The organism is Streptomyces sp. NPDC046465 (assembly GCF_040646035.1).
GTDB lineage: Bacteria > Actinomycetota > Actinomycetes > Streptomycetales > Streptomycetaceae > Streptomyces.
Window position 1 is genome coordinate 63,035 of the sequence record NZ_JBEYZK010000024.1, and the last position, 20,811, is coordinate 83,845.

The 20,811-nt window shown below is 69.9% G+C and carries 14 protein-coding genes; 9 read left to right on the forward strand and 5 right to left on the reverse strand.

Annotated elements, in window-relative coordinates; genetic code table 11:
• Nucleotides 1-25 precede the first annotated feature (25 nt).
• Both ABZ953_RS31385 and ABZ953_RS31390 read left to right on the forward strand, forming a co-directional pair.
• The gene (locus ABZ953_RS31385; protein ID WP_361730933.1) at nucleotides 26-442 is read left to right on the forward strand and encodes an ATP-binding protein; all 417 of its coding nucleotides are present in this window, start codon (nucleotides 26-28) and stop codon (nucleotides 440-442) included.
• Nucleotides 443-615: 173 nt separating this feature from the next.
• The gene (locus ABZ953_RS31390) at nucleotides 616-3,351 is read left to right on the forward strand and encodes a SpoIIE family protein phosphatase (protein WP_361730936.1); all 2,736 of its coding nucleotides are present in this window, start codon (nucleotides 616-618) and stop codon (nucleotides 3,349-3,351) included.
• Between the two features lie 187 nt (nucleotides 3,352-3,538).
• Here the strand turns inward: ABZ953_RS31390 and ABZ953_RS31395 are convergent, their stop codons facing one another.
• From ABZ953_RS31395 to ABZ953_RS31415, 5 genes are all read right to left on the reverse strand, one after another.
• Nucleotides 3,539-5,203: a TPM domain-containing protein gene (locus ABZ953_RS31395; protein WP_361731085.1), complete on the reverse strand. Its 1,665-nt coding sequence runs from the start codon at nucleotides 5,201-5,203 to the stop codon at nucleotides 3,539-3,541.
• A 116-nt stretch (nucleotides 5,204-5,319) separates the two neighbouring features.
• Nucleotides 5,320-6,090, reverse strand: coding sequence for a succinate dehydrogenase/fumarate reductase iron-sulfur subunit (locus ABZ953_RS31400; RefSeq protein ID WP_361730939.1), 771 nt, complete (start codon nucleotides 6,088-6,090; stop codon nucleotides 5,320-5,322).
• Nucleotides 6,087-8,036, reverse strand: a complete 1,950-nt coding sequence (locus ABZ953_RS31405; protein WP_361730941.1) for a fumarate reductase/succinate dehydrogenase flavoprotein subunit — start codon at nucleotides 8,034-8,036, stop codon at nucleotides 6,087-6,089. Before ABZ953_RS31405 ends, ABZ953_RS31400 begins: the two co-directional genes overlap by 4 nt.
• Nucleotides 8,037-8,052: 16 nt before the next feature.
• Complete coding sequence (locus tag ABZ953_RS31410; protein ID WP_361730944.1) at nucleotides 8,053-8,886, reverse strand: hypothetical protein; 834 nt, start codon at nucleotides 8,884-8,886, stop codon at nucleotides 8,053-8,055.
• Between the two features lie 130 nt (nucleotides 8,887-9,016).
• Nucleotides 9,017-9,349, reverse strand: coding sequence for a hypothetical protein (locus ABZ953_RS31415; RefSeq protein WP_361730947.1), 333 nt, complete (start codon nucleotides 9,347-9,349; stop codon nucleotides 9,017-9,019).
• Between the two features lie 377 nt (nucleotides 9,350-9,726).
• Here ABZ953_RS31415 and ABZ953_RS31420 point away from each other — a divergent pair, with 377 nt between their 5' ends.
• From ABZ953_RS31420 to ABZ953_RS31450, 7 genes are all read left to right on the forward strand, one after another.
• On the forward strand, nucleotides 9,727-12,177 hold the full coding sequence (locus tag ABZ953_RS31420; protein WP_361730950.1) for an ABC transporter family substrate-binding protein: 2,451 nt from the start codon (nucleotides 9,727-9,729) through the stop codon (nucleotides 12,175-12,177).
• 273 nt (nucleotides 12,178-12,450) lie between these two features.
• Nucleotides 12,451-14,358: a translational GTPase TypA gene (gene typA, locus ABZ953_RS31425; protein ID WP_361730953.1), complete on the forward strand. Its 1,908-nt coding sequence runs from the start codon at nucleotides 12,451-12,453 to the stop codon at nucleotides 14,356-14,358.
• 478 nt (nucleotides 14,359-14,836) lie between these two features.
• Nucleotides 14,837-16,474 (forward strand): ABC transporter substrate-binding protein, encoded by a 1,638-nt coding sequence (locus ABZ953_RS31430; protein ID WP_361730956.1) that lies wholly within the window; start codon nucleotides 14,837-14,839, stop codon nucleotides 16,472-16,474.
• 143 nt (nucleotides 16,475-16,617) lie between these two features.
• Nucleotides 16,618-17,544: an ABC transporter permease gene (locus tag ABZ953_RS31435; RefSeq protein WP_361730959.1), complete on the forward strand. Its 927-nt coding sequence runs from the start codon at nucleotides 16,618-16,620 to the stop codon at nucleotides 17,542-17,544.
• Nucleotides 17,537-18,529 carry an ABC transporter permease gene (locus ABZ953_RS31440; RefSeq protein ID WP_361730962.1) on the forward strand — a complete coding sequence of 331 codons (993 nt, stop codon included), beginning with the start codon at nucleotides 17,537-17,539 and terminating at the stop codon, nucleotides 18,527-18,529. Before ABZ953_RS31435 ends, ABZ953_RS31440 begins: the two co-directional genes overlap by 8 nt.
• A 13-nt stretch (nucleotides 18,530-18,542) precedes the next feature.
• Complete coding sequence (locus ABZ953_RS31445; protein ID WP_361730965.1) at nucleotides 18,543-19,604, forward strand: ABC transporter ATP-binding protein; 1,062 nt, start codon at nucleotides 18,543-18,545, stop codon at nucleotides 19,602-19,604.
• Nucleotides 19,597-20,805 (forward strand): dipeptide ABC transporter ATP-binding protein, encoded by a 1,209-nt coding sequence (locus ABZ953_RS31450; protein ID WP_361730968.1) that lies wholly within the window; start codon nucleotides 19,597-19,599, stop codon nucleotides 20,803-20,805. Before ABZ953_RS31445 ends, ABZ953_RS31450 begins: the two co-directional genes overlap by 8 nt.
• Nucleotides 20,806-20,811 lie beyond the last annotated feature (6 nt).

Consider the following 20,811-nt stretch of genomic DNA (forward strand, 5'->3'; position numbering starts at 1 on the left):
GACAGGTTCAGCTACTGGTCTGGAAGTGATCGGCGTGATCGACACCGAAGGCGACTGCGCCGAGTGGGCCTTTCCCGCGGACCCCGGCGCGGTCCGCACCGCACGGGCCGTCGTACGCAAACAGCTCGCGGACTGGGGCCTCGCGGCCCTGAGCGACATCACCGCGCTGCTCGTCAGCGAACTGGTGACCAACGCGCTGCGCCATGCCTCCGGGCCCATCGGCGTACGGCTCGTACGGCCCGAGGGGCCCACGGGCACGCTCCTCGTGGAGGTCTCCGACCCGCTCCCCGACCCGCCTCTGGAGCGCATGGCCGCACCCGACGACGAGGGCGGGCGCGGCCTGCAGCTGGTCTCGCGCTCGTCGCGGCGCTGGGGGACGCGGCCGGGTCGTACGGGCAGGACGGGGAAGACGGTGTGGTTCGAGCTGGCGTTGCCGGGTTAGAAGACTGGCAGTGTGCGATAGGCGTCCGGCACAAGGGCGGCACGGGCCAAAAAGCGTCGAGTACGTGCTGTGATCGTGAACGCCGTGTGGCGCGGCACCGTAGTGCTGGATACTGCGGTCAGCCGTACGCGGTGACCGGTGCCGGACGCGGTGAGCTGGAGGGGACGGTTCGCGTGAGCGAGATACCAGCGAAGGCGACGGAGAGCGACGGTCCGTCGGGCGACGCGAGGGCCCAAGGGGCCACGGACGACGCGGCGGGAGACGCCGCACCGGGCGACGGGGCGGGCGAGGGCCCGTTCGGCGACCGCCCGGTCGACGAGACGTGGCAGCGCAACCCGCCGGGTTCGATATACGACTACATCAAGGTCGCCTCGTTCTCGATCGGCGCCGACGGCCTGGTCGACCAGTGGAGCGTGCGGGCCGAGCGGCTGTTCGGCGTGGCGGCGCGGGACGCCGTGGGCAAGGACCCCATCGAGGCCTTCGTGCCGCCGGAGCTGCGTGCGGGCGGGCACCGCAAGATGGCGGAGATCCTCGACGGACGGGAGTGGACGGGGGTCGTCCCCTTCCGGCTTCCGGCGGACTCGCAGCCGTCCTACGGCCATCGGGGCGGCCCTGGCGGCCCTGGCGGCCCCGGCGGCTCCAGCGGGTCCAGTGGCTCCGGCGGCTCCAGCGGCCTGGAAGGCATCGCCGAGATCTACGTCATGCCGACCGAGACCGAGGACGGTGAACGGGCCGCCGTCTGCATCGTCGTCGACGTCCGCGCGCTCCGGCAGATCGAGACGGACCTCGCCGCCTCGCAAGCCATTTTCGGCCAATCGCCCTTCGGCTTCCTGCTGTTCGGCACGGACCTGAAGGTGCAGCGCGCCAACCGCCGGTTCGCCGAGGTCTTCGGCGGCGGCATCGATGACCAGCGCGGCCGCACCGTCCACGACTACTTGCCGCGCCACGAGGCCGACCGCATGGCCGCCGCCCTGAAGCGGGTCCTGGAGACCGGCGACGCCGTGACGGACATGCAGATAGTGGGCCCCGCGCCCGGCAGCAGCGACCGCAGGCACTGGTCGATCAACCTCTACCGCGTACACAGCGGTTCGGGCCGCCCCATCGGCGTCGCGGGCCTCGGCACCGACGTCACCCGGCGGCACGCCGCCGCCCGCGAGGCCGCCCACGCGCGGCGCAATCTGGCCCTCCTGAACGAAGCGGGCGCCCGCATCGGCAACTCCCTCGACCTGGAGACCACCGCCCGCGAGCTGCTCGACGTCGCCGTGCCCGGCTTCTGCGACCTCGCCTCCGTCGACCTCTACCAGGGGCTCCTCGACGGCGACGAGACCCCGCCGGGACTCGCCGACGGCAGCGCCGAACTGCGCCGGGTGGCCTTCGCGAGCGCCGTCGCCGACGCTCCGTTCCCCGCGGGCACCGGGCCCGTCGCCGTCGGCGCCGTGCACCGCTACGCCTTCACCTCGCCCTGCGCCGACGCCCTGCGCGCGGCCCGCCCCCGCCTGATCACCGGCGACGACGACGATTCGGCGAGCCGGCGCACCGGCGGCCTCGTCCAGTCGACGCTCGCCGTGCCGATGGTCGCCCACGACACCGTGGTCGGCCTCGCCCAGTTCTCCCGTACGAAGGGCAGCGAACCCTTCGGCGAGCGCGACCGGGCGCTCGCCGTCGAACTGGCCGCGCGCGCCGCCGTCTGCATCGACAACGCCCGCCTGTACCGCCGTGAGCACGAACGCGCGCTGATACTGCAGCGGTCCCTGCTGCCGCCCGGCGACCCCGAGGCGTCCGGCCTCGACATCGCCTGCCGCTACCTGCCGGGCAACGCGGCCACGGAGGTCGGCGGCGACTGGTTCGACGTCATCGAGCTGCCGGGCCACCGCACGGCCCTGGTCGTCGGCGACGTCATGGGCCGCGGCCTGCGGGCCGCCGTCGCCATGGGCGAACTGCGCACCGCCGTCCGCACCCTGGCCCTCCTCGACCTGGAGCCCGCCGAGGTGCTCTCCGCCCTCGACGAGGTCGCCCGCGGCCTCGGCAACCCGGCAGGACCGCAGCAGTCCACGCGCGCGGCCCGCAAGGCGGCGGACGCGGACCTCAGCGAGGTGTACCTCGCCACCTGCGTGTACGCGGTCTACGACGCCGTCACCCGCCGCTGCACCTTCGCCAACGCCGGACATCTGCCGCCCGTGCTCGTGGAGCCCGGCGAGTCCGCGCTGATGCTCGACGTGCCGCCGGGCATGCCGCTCGGCGTCGGCGGCGAGCCCTTCGAGGACGTCCAGGTCGAGCTCCCCGAGGGCGCGCTCCTCGCGCTCTACACCGACGGCCTCGTCGAATCCCGCGACCACCCGCTCGACGAGGGCCTGAACGCCCTGGTGAGCGCCCTCAACGACGCGCCGCCCGTCCTCGAGGACCTCTGCGACCACGTCCTGAACACGCTCGACACCCACCACGGAGAGGACGACATCGCGCTCCTGATGGCGCGTGTCGAGGGCCTGCCCGCCGAGCACGTCGGCGACTGGACGCTGCCGCGCGACCCCAAATCGGTGGGCCGCGCCCGCGAACTGGCCTGCGACCAGCTGCGCTCCTGGGACCTCGAACGGCTCTGCGACACCGCGGAACTCCTGGTCAGCGAGCTCGTCACCAACGCCTTGCGGTACGGCGAGGGCGACATCAGACTGCGCATCCTGCTCGACCGCACGCTGGTGTGCGAGGTGTGGGACGGCGGCTTCGTCCAGCCGCGCCGCCGCCGGGCCAGGGACACCGACGAGGGCGGGCGCGGGCTGCAACTGGTCGGCCTGCTCAGCGCGGCCTGGGGCTCGCGCAGGACGCCGCACGGCAAGACGGTCTGGTTCGAACTCGCGCTGCCCGGCGACGCGGAGCCGATGGACGCGGCGGAGGCGCTGCTCAGCCTGTTCTGAAGCCAGTCCTGACTTCATCCGGTCGAGCCCGGACCGCAGCTGACGCCCGAGCGCCACCTTGGCGAGCCGGTCGGACTTGTCGGCCTCCTCGGCGTTTCCGCCCGCGCGCAGCTACGGCGGTGTGCAGCTACGGCGGTGCGCAGCGATGGGGGTGCGCAGCGATGGGGGTGCGTTCGTACATCCACGCTCAGCGCCGTACGTCCAGTTCGGCGAGGTGCTGCGCCTCCCGGGCCAGCGAGTCGGCCTGCCGGGCGTCGGCGAGCGCGGCGGTGGCGTCGGCGTCCTGGGCCGCCGCCCCGGCCTGGGCCAGGTGGCGCTGAGCTTCGGTCAGGCGGGTCCGTGCCTCGCTGCCGACGGCACCGCGGTGCGTCGTGACGAAGTCCGTCGCCGCCCCCACGGCGCTGCGCGCGGTGAGCAGCGTCTGGGAGAGCAGGGTGCGGGAACGGCGCTCTGTGACCTCGCGTTCGCGGGCTCCGGCGAGGGCCGCGTCGAGTGCGGCGTCCGCCTCCCCCACGCGGCGCAGGGCGTCGATGGGGTCGTGAGGCCCCGCGGACATCTGCCCGCGCACCGCGGCGACGACCGACTCCGCGCGGGCGACCCGGCTCCGCAGATCGGCCGTGGAGACGCCTTCCGCGGTGCCTTCGAGGAGGCCGCGCGCGTCGGCGAGGTCCGCCTCGGACTCGGTGAGCGCGCCGGGCAGCTTCTCGGCGGCCAGTGCGAGCTCGGCGGCCAGGCGGTCGATGGCGTCCACGAACGTGCCTGCCTGGTAGACCGCGCCCTCAGCGGCACGCAGGTGGACGGCCGCCTTGCCGTTCTCGCCCGCGTCGGCGCAGCTCCGGGTCCGGTCGAGGTGGGTGGCGGCGAAGGCCAGGCGGTCCTTGGCCTGTTCGAGGTGGCCGAGCGCCGCGTCGGATGCGGTGGGCGCGTAGGTCTCACGCAGGCCCGCGAGGGTGTTCCTTGCGGCCTCGGTCCGCACCGTGACCTGCCGGTATGCCGTCTCGGCGGCCAGGCGGCGGCCCGCGTCCGTGCAGCGCGCGACGATCTCGCCCAGCATGCGGTGCCTGGTGGCATCGTCGTCGGGGAACGCGTCGTCGAGCTCGGGCAGCGGGGTGAGCGGGGTGGGGCTGCGGCCCGCGCCCTGCCCCCAGCCGCCGGGCGTCGTACGGGTGGTGGCGCGCTTCCTGCGCCGTTTGTACGCGACCGTCGCGGCGATCCCGGCCGCGCATGCCACCGCCACGGGCAGCACGAGGTCACCGGTCCCGGAATCGCCCGCGCCGCCCGCGCCGCCCGCGCCGTCCGCGCCGTCCGCGCCGTCCGCGCCGTCCGCGCTGCCCGCGCTGCCCGCGCTGCCCGCGCTGCCCGCGCCGTCCGCGCTGCCCGCGCCGCCCGCGCCGCCCGGGTCGGCCGGGCCCGGGGCGAGTGCCGGGGTGCGCACGGGGTGTCCGGCGAGCACGGCGCGGTAGCCGTCCGCGGCGCCGACGGCCGCCCCGGCCCAGTCGTTCCGGCGCGGGGCGGGCCTGATCGCGGTGGTGGCCACGGAGCGGAGCTGTGCGTCGGTGAGCCGGGAGCCGTCGTCCACGGAGTGGGCGAACCGGCGGTCGTGCGTCGCGACGGCGAGCAGCACGTCGTCGGGCCCGGGCCCGCCCCGCTCGGCGGTGGCGTCCGCCCAGCTCTGCGCCGAGCGGCCGGAGAAGTCACGTACGTGGTCGTTGAGAGCGTCGGTCCTGTCGGTGATCTGGCCGGTGCGCGAGAGCGTGACCGGGGCGTCGGCGACCGCGGGGGAGGGCCACAGCGGCAGGAGCCACCCGAGCAGCAGGGCCACCGCGGCCACTGCTGCCCGCACGGCGGCCATACGCGGGGACGACGTCACACGTGCGAGCGTATGGCGGCATCCGACCCGCCGCGACCGGGGAGGCGGCGCGGTCCTCCGTGGACGGCCCCCGGCAACTTCGACGCCCGACCGGCCCGCTACTCCGTGCGCCGCCGGATCTTGCTGCCCAGCCACACCAGCGGATCGTACTTGCGGTCGACCGCCCGTTCCTTCAAGGGGATCAGCGCATTGTCCGTGATCTTGATGCCCTCGGGGCACACCTCCGTACAGCACTTGGTGATGTTGCAGTAGCCGAGCCCGTGCTCGTCCTGCGCGGTCCGCTTGCGGTCGAGGCCGGACTCCGCCGCCGCGTCCAGCGGGTGCATGTCCAGCTCGGCGACCCGCATCAGGAACCGGGGCCCGGCGAAGACGCCCTTGTTCTCCTCGTGGTCACGCACCGCGTGGCACGTGTCCTGGCACAGGAAGCACTCGATGCACTTGCGGAACTCCTGCGGGCGGTCCACGTCCTCCTGCTGCATGCGGTACTCGCCGGGCCCGAGATCCGCGGGCGGCACGAACGCCGGGACCTCGCGCGCCTTCGTGTAGTTGAAGCCGACGTCCGTCACCAGATCGCGCACCACGGGGAAGGCGCGCAGCGGCGTCACCGTGATGACCTCGTCCTGGTCGAAGACCGACATCCGCGTCATGCACAGCAGCCGCGGCCTGCCGTTGATCTCCGCCGAGCACGAACCGCACTTGCCCGCCTTGCAGTTCCAGCGGACGGCGAGGTCGGGGGTCTGGGTGGCCTGGAGGCGGTGGATGATGTCGAGCACCACTTCGCCCTCGTTGACCTCGACCTTGTAGTCCTCCAGGTCGCCGCCGCCGGGATCCCCGCGCCAGACCTTGAATTGCGCGTCGTACGAACTCACTCGTACAGCTCCTCTTCAGCCAGGTACTTGACCAGCTCCTCCTTCTCGAAGAGGGCGAGCAGGTCCGGGCGGATGGGCTCGGTCTCCACGCGGACCAGGTCGATCTGGCCGCGTACGGCACCGGTGGCCGCCAACCCCCCGGTGGGGTCGGCGAGTCGGCAGAGCAGATTGGCGCGGCGCCACTCGCGGTTCATCGCCGGGTGGTCCTCGCGGGTGTGACCGCCGCGGCTCTCCGTGCGCTCCAGGGCGGCCCGCGCGATGCACTCGCTGACCAGGAGCATGTTGCGCAGGTCGAGGGCGAGGTGCCAGCCGGGGTTGAACTGGCGGTGGCCCTCGACCCCGGCCCGCCGCGCCCGCACCCGCAGCTCGGCCAGCTTCTCCAGGGCCTGCGCCATCTCGGCCTCGCGGCGGATGATGCCGACCAGGTCGTTCATGGTCTGCTGCAGTTCCTGGTGGAGGGTGTACGGATTCTCGTGCGGCGTCCCGTCCTCCGGGCCCTCCGCGCTGAACGGCCGCAGCGCCTCCGCGGCCGCCGCGGCGACCTGTTCCTCGTCCACGGCGGGGCGGGCGGCGAGGCCCGCGGCGTACCTGGCCGCGTGCAGCCCCGCGCGCCGCCCGAAGACCAGCAGGTCGGAGAGGGAGTTGCCGCCCAGCCGGTTGGAGCCGTGCATGCCGCCCGCGACCTCACCCGCGGCGTAGAGCCCGGCGACGCGGCGTGCGGCGGCGCTGTCGGAGTCGACCGCGATGCCGCCCATCACGTAGTGGCAGGTCGGCCCGACCTCCATCGCCTCCGCGGTGATGTCCACGTCCGCCAGCTCCTTGAACTGGTGGTACATGGACGGCAGTCGGCGCTTGATGACCTCGGCGGGCATGCGCGTCGACACATCGAGGAACACCCCGCCGTGCGGCGAGCCGCGGCCCGCCTTGACCTCGGCGTTGATGGCGCGCGCGACCTCGTCACGGGGGAGGAGTTCGGGGGGCCGCCGGTTGTGGTCCGGGTCTTCGTACCAGCGGTCGCCCTCCTCCTCGGACTGCGCGTACTTCTCCTTGAAGACGTCGGGCACGTAGTCGAACATGAACCGCTTGCCCTCGGAGTTGCGCAGGACCCCGCCGTCGCCGCGCACGGACTCGGTGACGAGGATGCCCTTGACCGACGGGGGCCAGACCATGCCCGTCGGGTGGAACTGCACGAACTCCATGTTCAGCAGGGGCGCCCCGGCGAGCAGCGCGAGCGCGTGCCCGTCGCCCGTGTACTCCCACGAGTTCGACGTCACCTTGAAGGACTTGCCGATGCCGCCCGTGGCCAGGACCACGGAGGGGGCCTCAAGAATGAAGAAGCGGCCCGACTCCCGGTCGTAGCAGAAGGTCCCGCTGACCCGCCCGCCCTCGCCGAAACCGTCGTCCTCCTCCTTCAGGACCCGGGTGACCGTGCACTCCTGGAAGACCTTCAGGCGCGCCTCGTACTCCCCGAACTCCTTGTAGTCCTCCTGCTGTAGCGCCACGATCTTCTGTTGAAGCGTGCGGATCAGCTCCAGGCCGGTGCGGTCGCCGACGTGCGCGAGGCGCGGGTACTCGTGACCGCCGAAGTTGCGCTGCGAGATCCGGCCGTCCGGGGTGCGGTCGAACAGGGCGCCCCAGGTCTCCAACTCCCATACGCGGTCGGGTGCTTCGCGGGCGTGCAGTTCGGCCATGCGCCACTGGTTGAGGAACTTTCCGCCGCGCAGGGTGTCGCGGAAGTGGACCTGCCAGTTGTCACCGGAGTTCACATTGCCCATGGAGGCGGCGATGCCGCCCTCCGCCATCACGGTGTGTGCCTTGCCGAACAGGGACTTGCAGATCACCGCCGTACGCGCGCCCTGTTCGCGCGCCTCGATCGCCGCCCGCAGGCCCGCGCCACCGGCCCCCACCACGACGACGTCCCACTGCTGCCGGTCCACTTGAGACATCAGCTGGTCCCGTCCATTAGAAGAAGCGCGGATCGTCGAAGGCGCCGCTCGCGACCAGATAGACGTAGAGATCGGCGAGCGCGACGCTCGCCAACGACGTCCAGGCGAGCAGCATGTGATGGTTGGTCAGCTTGCCGGTCCACTGCCACATGCGGTACCGCACCGGGTGCTTGGAGAAGTGCTTGAGCTTGCCGCCGATGACGTGCCGGCAGGAGTGGCAGGAGAGCGTGTAGATCCAGATCAGCACGACGTTGACGAGGAGGACGAGGGTGCCGAGCCCCATGTGGCCCCACTCGTAGTGCTCGTCGCGGAAGCCGAGCACGGCGTCGTACGTGAGGATGCCCGCCACCGGCACGGCGGCGTAGAAGAAGTACCGGTGGATGTTCTGAAGGACCAGCGGGAAGCGGGTCTCGCCCGTGTACTTCTTGTGCGGTTCGGCGACCGCGCAGGCGGGCGGCGACGCCCAGAAGCCGCGGTAGTAGGCCTTGCGGTAGTAGTAGCAGGTCAGCCGGAAGCCGAGCGGGAAGATCAGGATGAGCACCGAGGGGGACAGGCCCCACCAGCTGCCGAAGATCTCCCAGTTGGGCCCCGAGCGCATCGGCTCGCAGTTCTCGGCGACGCACGGCGAGTAGAACGGCGAGACGTAGGGCGCCGCGTAGTAGTCCGCGTTCGCGAAGGCCCGCCAGGTCGAGTAGACGACGAAGGCGAGCAGTCCGGCGGCGGTCGCCGCGGGCGCCAGCCACCATCGGTCGGTCCGCAGATGGGCAGCGGTGATCGCGGCGCGCGTGCCGTCGCGCACGCCGCCGGGGGCCGTTCCGCTCTTCGGTTGGGGTTCCGTGCCGGTGGCCAACGAGGCTCCACTCCTTCGTCCTCGGATGGGGGAAGGCTCTGCGGGTGCGTGCGTACGTGCGGAGTGTTCGGGGTGCGGGGTGCGGCCCGGGTCGGGGCGGGTCGGGGCGGGTCTGCGAGAGGGGTGCGGGTCAGGGTGCGTGGCGGTCGCAGCCGCCCAGGCCCTCGTCGTCGAGGTCTCCGGCGTTCGCCCACAGAGAGCTGTCGTACGGGGTGTCGGGGATGGTCACGAATTCGCGCGGGGGTGGTTCGGTGCGGGACGCCGACGGTGGCGGGGCCGCCGCGCGCAGCAGGGCCACGCTCTCGCGCAGATGGTCGGTGTCCGTACGCACCCGGCGTACGTCGACGCCCGCCAGCGCTCCGCCCGCCAGCGCTCCGTCGGCCTGCTGCTCCAGTCTCCCGACGGAGCGGACGAGGTCGTCCACGCATCGTTGAACAGCCGTCAATTCATCGTGCAGAGCCATTACTTGCCCTCACTTCGGGTGTGCGGTGGCAACGCTCATGCGCCTGCGAGTGTCGCGCGTCACATCCCGGCTTGTGAAGGGATCTGCATCGATTGCCGGATCGACAGCGGTGAATGCGCCGGATCACGCGCTGATCCCGCCGACCTCGACCGGCGAAGACCGATGGCGACCGATGGCGACCGATGGCGATCGCCCCATTGGGCCGCACGAGTGGGATATGGGCGCCCCCGCGTCGTGCCTCCCCCGCGGGGTGTGTCCCTTCGCCTTCAGTGGAGCGATAGATGTGATCAGCTCCATATACCGCCAAACGTGATCAAACCCGGCCCGGTCCTGGTAGCGGGCGGCCGGGCGAGCCCCGGACCCCGGAGGTACCAGCCATGTCCCACGACCGCGCCAGAGTCAGATCTGTCGTGTTCCTCGCGACGGGGGTGCTGGCCCTGCCCGCCCTCGCAGGATGCAGCTCGAACGACGAGGCGGGGCGGCCGACCGCGGGACAGGACGTCGCTCCCGCCGCCCGGGACCTGGTCGCCGACGGCGGCACCATGAACTGGGCGGTCGACGCGCTGCCCGAGACGTTCAACTCCTTCCAGTCCGACGCCGACGACGGCACCGCACGCGTCGCGGGCGCGGTCCTGCCGTCCCTGTTCCGCCTCGACGCGCAGGGCAGGTCGCAGCTCAACGCCGACTTCCTGGAGTCGGCGAAGGTCGTCGAGCGCGAGCCCCAGCAGGTTGTCCTGTACAAGCTCAACCAGCAGGCGGTCTGGAGCGACGGCCGGGAGATCGGCGCCGATGACTTCGCGGCTCAGTGGCGGGCCCTGTCCGGCAAGGACTCCGCGTACTGGACGGCACGCAACGCCGGCTACGACCGCATCCAGAAGATCGAGCGCGGCGCGAACAATCTGGAGGTGCGGGTCACCTTCGCCAAGCCGTACGCGGACTGGCGCTCCCTGTTCTCGCCGCTCTACCCCAAGCAGGTCATGGGCGCCCCCGACACCTTCAACGACGGCGCCCGCCGCAAGCTGAGGGCGACCGCGGGCCCCTTCGTGCTCGCGGCCGTCGACCAGAAGGCCGGCGACGTGACGCTGGAGCGCAATCCGCGCTGGTGGGGCAGCCCGGCCAAGCTCGACAAGATCGTGCTGCGCCGGGTGGCGCGCGCCGAGCGGGCCGGGGCGCTCGCCCAGAACAAGGTCGACCTGGCCGCGGTCGACTCGGCGGAGGCGGGCCGCATCGGCCTGGCCGCCCGCGACAAGGGCGACAAGGACGGGCAGGGCGGACAGGGCGCGCAGGAGGGGCAGGGCGCGGAGGGCGCGCAGGGCGCGCAGGCCGGGCAGGGCACCCCGGCGCACGGCCCCGGCGCCGCGCTGACCCCCGCCAAGTCGCTCCGCTCCTGGGCCCTCGCGCACGGCTCCGACGAGGAGGCCGCCGACGCGGAGACCAAGGCCCGCGCCAAGACGCGCAAGGCCGTCAAGAAGTACGCGACCGAGCAGGAGGGCCTGCGCGGCTACGTGGTCCGCAAGTCCCTGGAACCGGCCTACACCCAGCTCGCCCTCAACGGCTCAGAGGGACCGCTCGCCGACGACCGCGTGCGTCGCGCGGTGGCCCGCGCCCTGAACCGCGAGGAGCTCGCGAAGACCGTACTCAAGCCCCTCGGCCTGCCCGCGGTGCCGGTCGGCAGCCACCTCGCCCTCGCAGGTCAGCAGGCGTACGCGGACAACAGCGGGGCCCTCGGCGAGCAGGACACCGCCGAGGCGCGGGCGCTGCTCGCGGACGCGGGCTGGACGCCGGGCGCCCCCCTGAAGGGGAAGAAGGACAAGGACGCGAAGACGGCGGGCGGCGAGGCGGGCGCGAAGAAGGCGAAGGCGGACTCCGAGGAGGAGTCGGGCGACGGCACGTACATCGTGGGCGAGGACGACGGCAAGCCCGCCGAGTCCGGCACCACGGTGCTCGCCCCGGCGCCCGCGGCCGCCTATCAGCGGGCCGTCCTCAACCGGCAGGCCGATGCCCTCGGACTGACCCGCGAGGCCGACAAGGAGAAGAAGAAGGAGCCGGGCGAGCACTCGAAGGCCAAGCACACCGGCAAGCACTCCAAGGCCGAGTCCAAGGGCGAGTCGAAGGCCGAGTCCAAGGCCAAGGCCAAGGAGCACGCCAAGGCCAAAGCCAAGGCCAAAGCCAAGGACCACGCCAAGGCCGGTGTCGCCGGTGCGTACGCACCCAAGGGCACCGCCGCCCCGAAAACCGCGGGCGCGGCCGCTGCCGGGCCGATGGCCAAGGACGGCAAGCCCCTCACCCTCCGCTTCGTCCTGCCCTCCGGCGACGGCTCGGAGCCGCTGCGCGCGGTGGCCGACCGGATCTCGCGGATGCTGGAGAAGATCGGCGTCCGTACGGAGACGGCGAAGGTCGCCGACGACAGCTACTTCAAGGACCACATCGCGTCCGGTCAGTACGACCTGGCCCTGTACTCGTGGCCCGCGTCGGCCTTCCCCGCCACCGACGCCCGCCCGATCTTCGCCAAGCCGGTCCCGGCCGCGGACGGGTCGCTGAACGTCGAGCAGAACTACACGCGCGTCGGCACGGACCACATCGACCAGCTCTTCGACCAGGCGGTCAGCGAGCTCGATGAGGAAACGTCACTCTCCCTGGTCAAGAAGGCGGACGCCCGTATCTGGGCCGAGGCGGGCTCCATCCCGCTCTACCAGCGCCCCCAGCTGATGGCGGCCCGTGCAAATCTGGCGAATGCGGGAGCTTTCGGCTTCCAGGCCCCGCACTACGAGGACATCGGCTTCCTGAAGCAGGGCGCGAAGCCCTCGGGCAGCCCCTCCGCCGGATAGCGAGGGCCCTACCTCGGCGGGGGCCCTCTGCTCAGATTCCGCTCAACTCTCTTGCCCGCCGGGGACCCCGGCGGGCAAGCTCATACCCACCCATTGACCTGCTGTTTCCCCAAAGTTCCCGAGGCTTTCCCCACCCCCGTGACGCCCCCGCGGAGGCTGCCTCCGCGGAAGGCCCGTAGACTGGGGTGAGGCCGTGGCGTGTCCAGCCCGGCAGGGTTCGTGTACTTCAGACGTACGCGCGACCGTCCCCACTCTCCAGGAGTACGCCGCACTATGGCCACGCGCCACGACATCCGTAACGTCGCCATCGTCGCTCACGTCGACCACGGCAAGACGACCATCGTCGACGCCATGCTCAAGCAGGCCGGTTCCTTCGCCGCGCACGCCGCCGAGTCCCTCGACGACCGCATGATGGACTCGAACGACCTGGAGCGTGAGAAGGGCATCACGATCCTCGCCAAGAACACGGCGGTGAAGTATCACCCCAAGGACGGCGGGGAACCGATCACGATCAACATCATCGACACCCCCGGCCACGCCGACTTCGGTGGCGAGGTCGAGCGCGGTCTGTCGATGGTGGACGCGGTCGTCCTGCTGGTCGACGCCTCCGAGGGTCCGCTGCCGCAGACCCGCTTCGTGCTGCGCAAGGCGCTGCAGCAGCGGCTGCCCGTCATCCTGTGCATCAACAAGACGGACCGCCCGGACTCGCGCATCGACGAGGTCGTCAACGAGACGTACGACCTCTTCCTGGACCTGGACGCGGACGAGGACCAGATCGAGTTCCCGATCGTCTACGCCTGTGGCCGTGACGGCGTCGCCTCGCTGACCAAGCCGGTCGACGGCACGGTCCCGGCGGACTCCACCAACCTGGAGCCGTTCTTCTCCACGATCCTGGAGAGCGTCCCGGCCCCCACGTTCGACGAGGCCGCGCCCCTGCAGGCGCACGTCACCAACCTCGACGCGGACAACTTCCTCGGCCGTATCGCGCTGCTCCGCGTCGAGCAGGGCGAGCTGCGCAAGGGCCAGACGGTCGCGTGGATCAAGCGCGACGGCACCATCGCCAACGTCCGCATCACCGAGCTGATGATGACCGAGGCGCTCACCCGCAAGCCGGCCGAGGTGGCGGGCCCGGGTGACATCTGCGCGGTCGCGGGTATCCCCGACATCATGATCGGCGAGACCCTCGCCGACCCGGAGAACCCGATCGCGCTGCCGCTGATCACGGTCGACGAGCCGGCGATCTCCATGACCATCGGTACGAACACCTCGCCGCTGGTCGGCCGCGGTGGCACCGGCAAGGGCGCGGACGCCAAGGCCGCGGTCAAGGACCGCAAGGTCACCGCCCGCCAGGTCAAGGACCGCCTGGAGCGCGAGCTGATCGGTAACGTCTCGCTGCGCGTCCTGGAGACCGAGCGCCCCGACGCCTGGGAGGTGCAGGGCCGCGGTGAGCTGGCGCTCGCCATCCTGGTCGAGCAGATGCGCCGCGAGGGCTTCGAGATGACCATCGGCAAGCCGCAGGTCGTCACGCAGCAGATCGACGGCAAGACGCACGAGCCGGTCGAGCGCATGACCATCGACGTGCCCGAGGAGCACATGGGCTCCGTCACGCAGCTCATGGGCGTCCGCAAGGGCCGCATGGACAACATGTCGAACCACGGCTCCGGCTGGGTCCGCCTGGAGTTCGTCGTGCCCTCCCGCGGCCTCATCGGCTTCCGTACGGAGTTCCTGACGAGCACCCGCGGCACCGGCATCGCCCACTCCATCCACGAGGGCCACGAGCCGTGGTTCGGCGAGCTGAAGACCCGTAACAACGGCTCCCTGGTCGCCGACCGCGCCGGCGCCGTCACCGCCTTCGCGATGACGAACCTCCAGGAGCGCGGCGTGCTGTTCACCGAGCCCGGCACCGAGGTGTACGAGGGCATGATCGTCGGCGAGAACTCGCGCGCCGACGACATGGACGTGAACATCACCAAGGAGAAGAAGCTCACCAACATGCGCTCGGCCGCCGCCGACTCGTTCGAGGCGATCGTGCCGCCGCGCAAGCTCTCCCTTGAGCAGTCCCTGGAGTTCTGCCGCGACGACGAGTGCGTCGAGGTGACCCCGGAGTCCGTGCGCATCCGCAAGGTCGTCCTGGACCAGAAGCTGCGCGGCCGTACCGCGTCGCGTGCCAAGCACAACTGACCCGCTGATGTAGGCAGTTAGTGGCACTCAGTTGCCACGAGGCCGATTTCCGCCGCCCCCGAGGGGGTTCGGCGGGGATCGGCCTTCTGTGTTTCTCCTGGCGAGTACGGTGTGGCCACGGTCGGTCGAGGGGTTCCCGGCAACCGGTTTTTGGCTGAGGAACGTCCGCTATCCGGACGTCACTGACCGTTAGATGTGTAACACGTCCGTTTCGCAACCATCTATCTCGGATCGGTTTGTCCGGATTTTGGAAGTTGTACGCGTCAGGTGTGATTGAACCGAGACCAAAAGGGTGTGGTCGACCGGTACCTCATGGCTAATAGTTGACCGCGTATAGCTCGGGTCAATGGGTCACGCGCTGTGGGGAGCGCCGACTCACGAGCACACTGGGGTACTCGATCTTCGCCGTCAGGGGTGTCGGCGTGGTTGCTCGTACCCCCTCTTGTAGTGAACAAGTGGACTCATGAGGAGGAACCCCATGCGTGGTGCCAAGAGCGCCAAGTGGGTCGCGTGCGCGATAACCGTCTCTCTGGCGGCGACCGCCTGCGGCGGTGGCAGCGACAGCGGTGGCGACATGAACAAGGGCAAGGCGGACCCGAAGGGCATTGTCACCGCGCAGCTCAGCGAGCCGCAGAACCCGCTGCAGCCGGCCAACGCCAAGGAGAGCCAGGGCAGCCGCGTTCTGCGCACGGTCTTCGCGGGTCTGGTCGACTACAAGCCCGGTTCCGGCGACCTGGTGAACATCAACGCCGAGTCGGTCAAGCCGAACAAGGACTCCTCGGTCTGGACCGTCAAGCTCAAGCCGGGCTGGAAGTTCCACGACGGCACCCCGGTGACCTCGAAGTCCTACGTGGACTCCTGGAACTGGTCGGCCAACGTGTCGAACAACCAGACCAACTCCAGCTGGTTCGCCGACATCAAGGGCTACGAGGACGTCCACCCCGAGAAGGGGAAGCCCAAGTCCGACAAGATGTCGGGTCTGAAGGTCGTGGACGAGAACACCTTCACCATCTCGCTCAACAGCCCCGTCTCGTACTTCGCGTACAAGCTCGGCTACGACGTGTGGGCGCCGCTCCCGGAGGCCTTCTTCAAGGACCCGAAGGCGTTCGGCCAGAAGCCGGTCGGCAACGGCCCCTACAAGTTCGTCTCGTGGGACCACAACAAGCTGATCAAGGTCCGTAAGTTCGACGGCTACAAGGGCCCGAACGCGGCGAAGAACGGCGGCATCGACTTCAAGAACTACACGACCGCCGACGCCGCCTACTCGGACCTGCGCTCGGACAGCCTCGACTGGATCGAGCAGGTTCCGACCACCGCGCTGACGAACTACAAGCAGGACCTCGGCGACCGCGCGATCGACCAGGAGTACTCGGCGGTCCAGTCGATCGTCCCGGCGTTCTACTCCAAGCAGTTCAAGGACATCGACCCCAAGGTCATCCAGGGTCTGTCCATGGCGATCGACCGCGAGACGATCACCGCGAAGGTGCTGCACGGCACGCGTACCCCGGCCGACTCCTTCGTCGCGCGCGGTGTGCTCGGCCACAAGGACGGCGCCCTCGGTGACGTCGCCAAGTTCGACCCGAAGAAGGCCAAGGCTCTCATCAAGGAGGGCGGCGGTGTTCCGGAGAACAAGATCTCGATCCAGTTCAACGCCGACCAGGACCACAAGCCGTGGGTCGACGCGGTCTGCAACAGCATCCGCAAGAACGTCGGCGTCGAGTGCGTCGGTGCCTCCAAGCCGACCTTCCAGGCCGACCTGAACGCGCGTGACAACAAGCAGGTCAAGTCCATGTACCGCGGTGGCTGGGTGCTCGACTACCCCGTCAACTCGAACTTCATGCGGGACCTGTACGGCTCCAAGGCCGCCGGTAACACCAGCGGCTTCTCGAACAAGAAGTTCGACGAGCTGAGCACCAAGGCCGACAAGGCCGCCACGCTCGACGAGACCGTGAAGCTGTACCAGGAGGCGGAGCAGATCCTCGTCAAGGAGATGCCGGCCATCCCGCTGTGGTTCTACAAGGTCAACAGCGGCCAGTCGAAGAACATCCTCGGCAAGATCCCCTACGGCCAGGACGGCGACCCCCTCTTCACCGACGTTCAGGTGAAGCAGAAGTAAGCATCGGGACCGTCGTCGGGTGTCGCCGCTCCGAGCCGGAGCGGCGACACCCGACCGAGGCGCAGGTCCGTGACTCTCCACCCCCACCCTGCGGTTGAGGAGTTTGCGCGGGCCTCGCCGACCCCTCACGGCATGGAGGCATGATGGGGCGCTACGCCGCCAGGCGACTGCTCCAGATGATCCCGATCTTCATCGGGACCACTCTGTTGATTTTCCTCATGGTCCACATCCTTCCCGGAGATCCCATCCGGGCGATGTGGGGCGACAAGGCCGCCGACCCCGCACAGGTCGCGGCACTGCGCCATGAGTTCGGGCTCGATCAGCCCGTGTGGAAGCAATACACCGACTACATGGCCAACCTCTTCCAAGGGGACTTCGGCCGGACGTTCGGCGGCCGCGAGGTCGTCGACGTGATGTCGGAGGCGTTCCCGGTGACGCTCAGACTCACCGCGCTCGCCATCATCATCGAGATCATCGTCGGTATCGGTCTCGGTGCGTGGGCGGGTCTGCGGGCGGGCAAGGCGGCCGACACCGGCGTCCTCGTCTTCACCCTGTTCGTGATCTCCATTCCGGTGTTCGTACTCGGCTACCTCGCCCGGTTCATCTTCGCGGACGAACTCGGCTGGCTGCCGCCCAATGTGCAGGACTCCACGAACCTCTCCCAGCTGTTCCTGCCCGCGTTCGTCCTTGCGATGCTCTCCATGGCGTACGTGGCACGGCTGACCCGCACCACGTTCGCCGAGAACCTGCGGGCCGACTACATGCGCACCGCGACGGCCAAGGGGCTGCCGCGCCGCCGCATCGTGGGAGTCCACCTGCTGCGCAACTCGCTGATTCCCGTGATCACCTTCATCGGCACGGACATCGGCGGCTTCATCGGCGGTGCCGTCATCACCGAGGGCATCTTCAACGTGCAGGGCGTGGGCAACCTCCTCTACAGGGCGATCCAGACGAGCGAAGGCTCGACGATCGTCGGCGTGGTGACGGTCATCGTCCTCGTCATCCTGCTGCTCAACCTGATCATCGACCTGCTGTACGCGGTCCTGGACCCGAGGATCCGGTATGCCTGACGCACCTGTGAGCAAAACGGCCGTCGACGGTCCGACGGCGACGGCCCGCACGGAAGACGGCGCGGACGCCGCGGCTGCGGGCGTCTCCGCCACCAAGGCCAAGGTCGGCGGCGAGCGGGAGAAGCCCCGTTCGCTCTGGGGTGACGCCTGGTTCGAACTGCGTCACCGCCCGATGTTCTGGATCTCGGCGACCCTGCTTGTCCTGCTCATCCTCATCGCCACCTTCCCCGGCCTGTTCACCAGCGCCGACCCGCGCGACGGAGACCTGACCAACCACTTCCTGAGCAAGCCGGAACTGGGCCACTTCTTCAAGGCCGACTGGTTCGGCTACGACGGTCAGGGCCGCTCCATCTACGCCCGGGTCGTCTACGGAACCCGCGCGTCGATCCTGGTCGGCGTGGGTGTGACCACCGCCGTGACGCTGGTCGGCGGCCTGCTCGGCATGCTGGCGGGCTACTTCGGGGGCTGGATCGACTCGGTCATCTCCCGTATCACGGACATCTTCTTCGGTCTGCCCTTCCTGCTCGGCACGATGGTCATCCTGAACGCCTTCACCGAGCGCAAGGTCTACGTGGTCATCGCGTCCCTCGCGTTCCTCGGCTGGACCTCGATCGCCCGTGTGACGCGCAGTTCCGTGATCAGCGCCAAGCAGGCCGACTACGTGACGGCGGCCCGGGCACTCGGCGCCGGCACGACCCGCATGCTGTTCCGCCACGTGATGCCGAACGCCATCGCGCCGACCATCGTGGTCGCGACGATCGCGCTGGGCGGTTACATCTCGGCAGAGGCGACGCTCTCCTTCCTCGGACTCGGCCTCGCCGACCCGACGATCTCCTGGGGCATCGACATCTCCGAGGGCAGCAAGGCGATCCGTGACAACCCGCACGCACTGTTCTTCCCCGCGGGAATGCTGAGCATCACGGTTTTCGCGTTCATCATGCTCGGCGACGCGGTGCGCGACGCCCTCGACCCCAAGCTGCGCTGAGGGAGGCGTAAACGTGACCAGCATCGACATCAAAGAAGACGCCTTCCCCGCTCCCCGCAGGGGCGAGGAGAAGAGCGGCAGGCTCCTTGACGTCAAGGACCTGCACGTCGAGTTCCACACCCGTGACGGCGTGGTCAAGGCCGTGAACGGCGTCAACTACAGCGTGGACGCGGGCGAGACGCTCGCCGTGCTCGGTGAGTCCGGTTCCGGCAAGTCCGTGACCGCGCAGGCGATCATGGGCATTCTCGACATGCCGCCGGGCAAGATCCCGCACGGTGAGATCCTCTTCCGCGGCCAGGACATGCTGAAGATGTCCGGCGAGCAGCGGCGGAAGATCCGCGGCCGGAAGATCGCGATGATCTTCCAGGACGCGCTCTCCTCCCTCAACCCGGTGCTCTCGGTGGGCTATCAGCTCGGTGAGATGTTCCGGGTGCACGACGGGCTGAGCCGTAAGGCGGCGAAGGCCAAGGCCATCGAGCTGATGGAGCGCGTGAAGATCCCGGCGGCGCGGGAGCGGGTGAACGACTATCCGCACCAGTTCTCCGGGGGCATGCGCCAGCGCATCATGATCGCGATGGCCCTTGCTCTGGAGCCGGACCTGATCATCGCGGACGAGCCGACGACGGCGCTGGACGTGACGGTGCAGGCCCAGGTGATGGACCTCCTTGCGGAGCTGCAGCGCGAGTACAACATGGGTCTGATCCTGATCACCCATGACCTGGGTGTGGTCGCGGACGTCGCCGACAAGATCGCGGTGATGTACGCGGGCCGGATCGTGGAGACGGCGCCGGTGCACGAGCTGTACAAGCGCCCCGCCCACCCCTATACGCGGGGTCTGCTGGACTCGATCCCGCGCCTTGACCAGAAGGGCCACGAGCTCTACGCGATCAAGGGTCTGCCGCCCAACCTGCTGAAGGTCCCCGGTGGCTGCGCGTTCAACCCGCGCTGCCCCAAGGCGCAGGACATCTGCCGCACGGACATCCCGGCGCTGGTGCCGGTCACCGAGCAGGACGGCAGTGACCTGCCGGGCCGCGGCAGCGCGTGCCACTTCTGGAAGGAGACGATCCATGGCTGAGCCGACCAAGGCTTCCAAGGCCTCCAAGCCCTCGCAGCCCTCGCAGCCCGCGAAGCTTTCGAAGGCTGCTTCGGGCGCGGCGCCGGCCGACGCCACGCCCAACGTCTCCGAGGTGGAGACGGTGGACGCGAACACGGCCGACGAGGCGGTGGCCGCGATCGAGGCCCCCGTCGAGCGCGGTGAGCCGATCCTTCAGGTCCGCAACCTGGTCAAGCACTTCCCGCTGACCCAGGGCATCCTGTTCAAGAAGCAGGTCGGGGCGGTCAAGGCGGTCGACGGGATCTCCTTCGACCTCTACCAGGGCGAGACGCTGGGCATCGTGGGCGAGTCGGGCTGTGGCAAGTCCACCGTCGCCAAGCTCCTGATGACGCTGGAGCGGGCCACGGCCGGCGAGGTGTTCTACAAGGGTCAGGACATCACCAAGCTGTCGGGGCGCGCGCTCAAGGCGGTGCGCCGCAACATCCAGATGGTGTTCCAGGACCCGTACACGTCGCTGAACCCCCGTATGACGGTGGGTGACATCATCGGCGAGCCGTACGAGATCCACCCCGAGGTCGCGCCGAAGGGCTCGCGGCGCCAGAAGGTCCAGGACCTCCTCGACGTGGTCGGCCTGAACCCGGAGTACATCAACCGCTACCCGCACCAGTTCTCCGGCGGTCAGCGCCAGCGCATCGGCATCGCCCGCGGCCTGGCCCTCAACCCCGAGATCATCATCTGCGACGAGCCGGTCTCGGCCCTGGACGTCTCCGTCCAGGCCCAGGTCATCAACCTGATGGAGAAGCTCCAGGACGAGTTCAACCTCTCCTACCTCTTCATCGCCCACGACCTGTCCATCGTCCGGCACATCTCCGACCGCGTCGGCGTGATGTACCTGGGCAAGATGGCGGAGATCGGCTCCGACGAGCAGATCTACGAACACCCGACGCACCCGTACACCCAGGCCCTCCTCTCGGCGGTCCCGGTGCCCGACCCCCAGGCCCGCGAAGGCCGCGAGCGCATCATCCTCACCGGCGACGTCCCGTCCCCGGCCAACCCGCCCTCGGGCTGCCGCTTCCGCACGCGTTGCTGGAAGGCGGAGGACAAGTGCGCCAAGGAGATCCCGCTGCTCGCGATCCCGGAGCGGTTCAAGGGCCAGGACACTCCGGCGGCACATGAGTCGGCGTGCCACTTCGCCGAGGAGAAGGCGGTACTTGTCGGCTGACGCCGA